The organism is Asaia sp. SF2.1, assembly GCF_000505765.1.
Classification (GTDB): domain Bacteria; phylum Pseudomonadota; class Alphaproteobacteria; order Acetobacterales; family Acetobacteraceae; genus Asaia; species Asaia bogorensis.
Genome location: NZ_AYXS01000034.1, coordinates 48,615 through 52,820, shown reverse-complemented (window position 1 = coordinate 52,820; position 4,206 = coordinate 48,615). Strand labels below are relative to the sequence as shown.

4 protein-coding genes and 1 pseudogene are annotated in these 4,206 nt (G+C 60.0%); all 5 read left to right on the top strand.

Annotated features, from left to right (window positions below):
• Nucleotides 1-9 precede the first annotated feature (9 nt).
• Nucleotides 10-957, top strand: a complete 948-nt coding sequence (gene argF / locus P792_RS31485) for an ornithine carbamoyltransferase (protein WP_031241177.1) — start codon at nucleotides 10-12, stop codon at nucleotides 955-957.
• Nucleotides 958-1,009: 52 nt separating this feature from the next.
• Nucleotides 1,010-1,927 (top strand): Hsp33 family molecular chaperone HslO, encoded by a 918-nt coding sequence (locus P792_RS31480; protein ID WP_031241176.1) that lies wholly within the window; start codon nucleotides 1,010-1,012, stop codon nucleotides 1,925-1,927.
• Complete coding sequence (locus tag P792_RS31475) at nucleotides 1,924-2,934, top strand: hypothetical protein (protein ID WP_023979335.1); 1,011 nt, start codon at nucleotides 1,924-1,926, stop codon at nucleotides 2,932-2,934. Before P792_RS31480 ends, P792_RS31475 begins: the two co-directional genes overlap by 4 nt.
• A gap of 27 nt (nucleotides 2,935-2,961) precedes the next feature.
• Entirely contained in the window at nucleotides 2,962-3,819 is an 858-nt protein-coding gene (locus tag P792_RS31470) for a hypothetical protein (RefSeq protein ID WP_051395924.1), read from the top strand.
• Between the two features lie 151 nt (nucleotides 3,820-3,970).
• Nucleotides 3,971-4,206 (top strand): annotated as a pseudogene (locus P792_RS38930) (hypothetical protein); the annotation flags it as partial.

Genomic DNA, 4,206 nt, shown 5'->3' with positions numbered 1-4,206 from the left:
CATACACCGATCCGCCACTTCCTCGACCTGCGCGACCTCGACAGCGCCACGCTGCGCGACATCATCGATGTCGGTCGTGCGGTCAAGGCGATGCAGAATAACCGCCGCGCTCCGATGCATCCCGCGCACCCGCTAGCCGGACGTACGCTTGGGCTGATGCTGTCCAAGCCTTCCACACGTACGCGCCTCTCTTTCGAGGTTGGCATGCGTCAACTGGGCGGCGATGTCTCTGTGTTGTCGCCGTCAGACATGCAGATCGGCAGAGGCGAAAGCCTTGCCGATACAGCGCGAGTTCTTTCGCGCTTTCTGGACGTTCTCGTTGTCCGCACCGGCGAGACGGATATGCTGGGCGAACTGGTCCGCTGGAGTTCCATCCCCGTCGTCAACGGGCTGACTCCGGACTCGCATCCCGTGCAGATCCTAGCGGATATCATGACCTATGAAGAGCATCGCGGTCCTGTCGCGGGCTCGCACTGGGCATGGATCGGTGATGGCAACAACGTGGCTGCGTCCCTGATCGAAGGCGCCGTCCGCTTCGGGTTCTCTCTCACCCTTGCAACACCCGAATCCATGAAGCCCCGTCAGGACGTTCTGGACTGGGCACGCGCTGAAGGGGGGAACATCCGCCTTGTTCATGACCCCATCGAGGCCGTCAGGGAGGCAGGCTGCATCGTAACCGATACATGGACCAGCATGTCCGATGAGGAATCGGCGGTGCGTCTGAACACCCTGCGCCCTTTCCAGGTCAATACGGCCCTGATGCAGAAAGCGCCCGAAGGGGCCCTGTTCATGCACTGCCTGCCTGCCCATATCGGTGAGGAAGTGACCGAAGACGTGTTTGAAAGCCCGGCCTCCGTTGTGTTTGACGAGGCCGAAAACCGCCTCCATGCCCAGAAAGGTCTTCTGCTCTGGGTTCTTGGGGGCGAGAACTGGCGCGACTTCGGTAGCCCGGCCTGACCCGGTCGGGTGATGGTTTCACCCTGAGTATGAAGTAATTGTTGAAGCACAGATGATCGAGACACCTGCCTTTCTTGATACGCAACGCCCGGATGAAGTGCCTGATCTGGTGATCTCGCATGGCATCACGCCATTTCATCTGGCGAAGCGACCGGTGCGTGGGCGACTGGTACGGCTTGGCAAGCTGGCTGACATCATGCTGACGCGTCACGATATTCCGGATGACGGCCGCATTCTCGCCGGTGAAGCGCTCTCGCTTGTTGCCGGCCTGAGTGCCGGTCTGAAGTTCAAGGGATCATTCTCGCTGCAGATCAAGGGCGATGGTCCAGTCTCCATGCTGGTGACCGATTGCACCGACGCCGGTGAATTGCGGTTTTATCTGCGGTCGCCCGACACACTCGAAACCGGGTCGGCCCGCTCGCTTCTCGGCGAGGGATATTTCGCGTTCACGATTGATCAGGGGGCTCACACCGAGCGCCATCAAGGCATTGTAGCGCTTGAGGGCGAAACCCTTGCCGATATGGCCATGCATTATTTCGCCACCAGTGAGCAGCATCAGTGCTGGATGCGCCTTTATTGCGAGAAGACCCCGGATGGCTGGCAGGCCGGGGCTCTTCTTCTCGAAAAGATTGCCGAAGAGGGCGGAATTTCTTCAGGGGCCGATAGCGATGAGGATGCTTGGGAGACGGCGAGCGTTCTGGGCAATACCCTGACCTCCGCCGAGCTTTTCGACCCCAAGCTGAGTGCCACTACCCTTATCGAACGCCTGTTCGGCTCACAGGATGTCATCGTGGATCGTCCGCGAGCGGTAAGTCTCGGCTGCCGGTGCAACCGTGCGCGTCTGGCAAGTGTGCTCTCTACTTTCCCGGAAGATGATCTCGACCATATGGCTGAAGAGGGTCAGATCACCATGAACTGCGAATTCTGCAATGTCGGATTTCGTTTCGACCGCACCGAGATCGCACGATGACGAACGCCGAGGCTTTTCTCAAAACGGCCCAGATCGACGGTGAGACCATAGGCTCGCTTTATGATCAGTGGCTCCCGCAGGAGCTGATCTCCCTTGCAGACGATATTACCTGCGTCACCTTCAGCGACGCCCTGAGCGACCGCAAGGCAGTATGGTATTTTAATGAGAGCCGTGAGTATTGCGGCTCGCATGTCGAAGTTGTCCAGAGGCTGCAACCCTCAGATATTCTCTCCAGCGTCTCACCCTGGTTCGACGCCTTGTTCAGAAATGCGCTGAGCGCAACCCCTTCCGCTTTGGGTGGCGCCCGCCCCTTGCCGCTCTTTCTCGCGACGCAGCTTGCCGCCGCCTGGTCGGTGCGCATGATGGCAGACCTCAGACAGGTACAGACCGCGCTCATCGAGCAGGATCGCGAAATCGCCCGCGTCGATGACAAGCCTCTTTCCGCGCGTGACGTCAGACGCCTGCTTGGCGCGCGCATAGGGCCGGAAACCCTGGTCGTTCTTTCGCCGTTTTCCGGGGCGCCTCTGCGTTCCCAGATCTCGTTCGTCGTTGATCATCAGCTGATCCATCGGTTTTACGACCCGGAACTGGATTGCGCTTTTTATCTGGCATGGTGGGAAAGGCAGCTCGATGCACCGCCGTCTTTCTACTGCCCCAAGGCCAATGTCGTTGTCAGCGACGAGACTTTGGCCGGTATGTTGCCCTCTCTTATTCTGGGCTGGTATCTCGGCACGCCCGAGCACGCCGAGATGATCGCCCAGGCGCAGGCTTTCGAGGCACGCGACTACGGCCTCGGCAAGGCCTCCTCGCTCATGAGCGAGGTCAACGCACCTTCAGCTCCCCTGCCCGCCGTTCCCGATGCCGCATCTGCCGACATGATTTCCGAATCCTGGGCGTTTCTGCACCAGCATCAACCGGCGGGGCATAGCCCAGCTGACACGAGCAAGGATCCCAAGCCATCGGGTAGACTGATCGATCGGCTGCGTTCTCTCGTCAAAAAAAAATAACAACCGCCCTATCATCAGGAGCAGATCATGTCGCGCAGCCGGTCCCGCATTCAGTCTTTCCTTCGTTTTGGTTCAGTCTGTCTCTTGCTGGGCAGTGTCTCGCCCCTGCTCACAGCCTGCGGCGACAGCGAGCCCCAAAGCTTCGCGCCGCTCGACTATAGCTATCTGAGCAAGATGCATCTCAACGTGGCGCATATTGAAGTCGTGGATTCTGCGCCTTCCGGCAGCACACCCGGCGACATCTCCGCCAAGGCGCCCACGCCCCCTCAGCAGGCGCTCGAGCAGATGGCGCGTGACCGCCTTATTGCAAGCGGTTCGGAAGGTAATGGCACATTCACGATTACCAAAGCCAGCATCCTTCATGCACCCGGGGGAACGCTACTCGGTGAGCTCGAAGCTCATGTCGATCTTTCCGCCCCCTCCGGCGGTCGCGCTGGCTACGCCCTGGCCCATATCACCCGCAGCCTCAATCCTGGCGACAAGGATCCGGAATCCCGCGCGGTCCTGTACGATCTGACCACACAGATGATGCAGGATATGAATGTGGAACTTGAATTCCAGATCAAGAAATCGCTGCATGACTGGCTGGTCGACGCGAGCGGCGCCCCGCTTCCGGGAGCTATCACACAACAGGACATCGGGCCGGGCACCGCACTGCCTGCCCCGGCTGCCACCAGCGCCGTCACGAACGCCACTGCACCAGTGGCTGCACCGGCCACCACCAGCGCGACGCCGGCTGCATCTGTCAAATCTGCTGCACCTCAGGAGCCAGACGCCATCTTCCCTCTGGGAGATGACGCTTCTTCAGCAAGTGCGCCTGCGGCAACACCTGCTGTCAAATCCCCCAAGCCCGGCACGCTCTCCCTGCCCGCCAAACATTCCTGAGCCAGCGCTATCAGGCCAACCGGTGCACGCCTGACCCGTCTCACCGGTTGGTTCTTCAGAAAGCGGCTTGCATTTCCCCCGGCAATCGCGAAGAAGGAAGTTGCGCCCAGGATATGGGAATCACGCAGTGTTGTTCTGTCAGGAGAACAGATTGAGCGCCCATTCATCCTCACGCCGACGCTTCGTCAGAAACGCAGCAGGCACGACGGCCTTCTTTCTGCTCGCTGGACAGGAATTTCAGGTACCAGCCTTTGCGGCGTCCGCCAGCGAAGATGAAGGCAAGCGCTTCTTCTCCCCTGCTGAACATCGCTTTCTCGATGCCGCCTGCGATTGCATCTACCCCAATGATGCCTTCGGCCCTGGCGCGACCGCATTGGGCGTGCCGAC

Bases quoted from the DNA above. Each gene is read 5' to 3' on its own strand.
- P792_RS31480 (WP_031241176.1), top strand. From the start codon at position 1,010: ATGATCGAGACACCTGCCTTTCTTGATACGCAACGCCCGGATGAAGTG.
- P792_RS31475 (WP_023979335.1), top strand. From the start codon at position 1,924: ATGACGAACGCCGAGGCTTTTCTCAAAACGGCCCAGATCGACGGTGAG.
- P792_RS31470 (WP_051395924.1), top strand. From the start codon at position 2,962: ATGTCGCGCAGCCGGTCCCGCATTCAGTCTTTCCTTCGTTTTGGTTCA.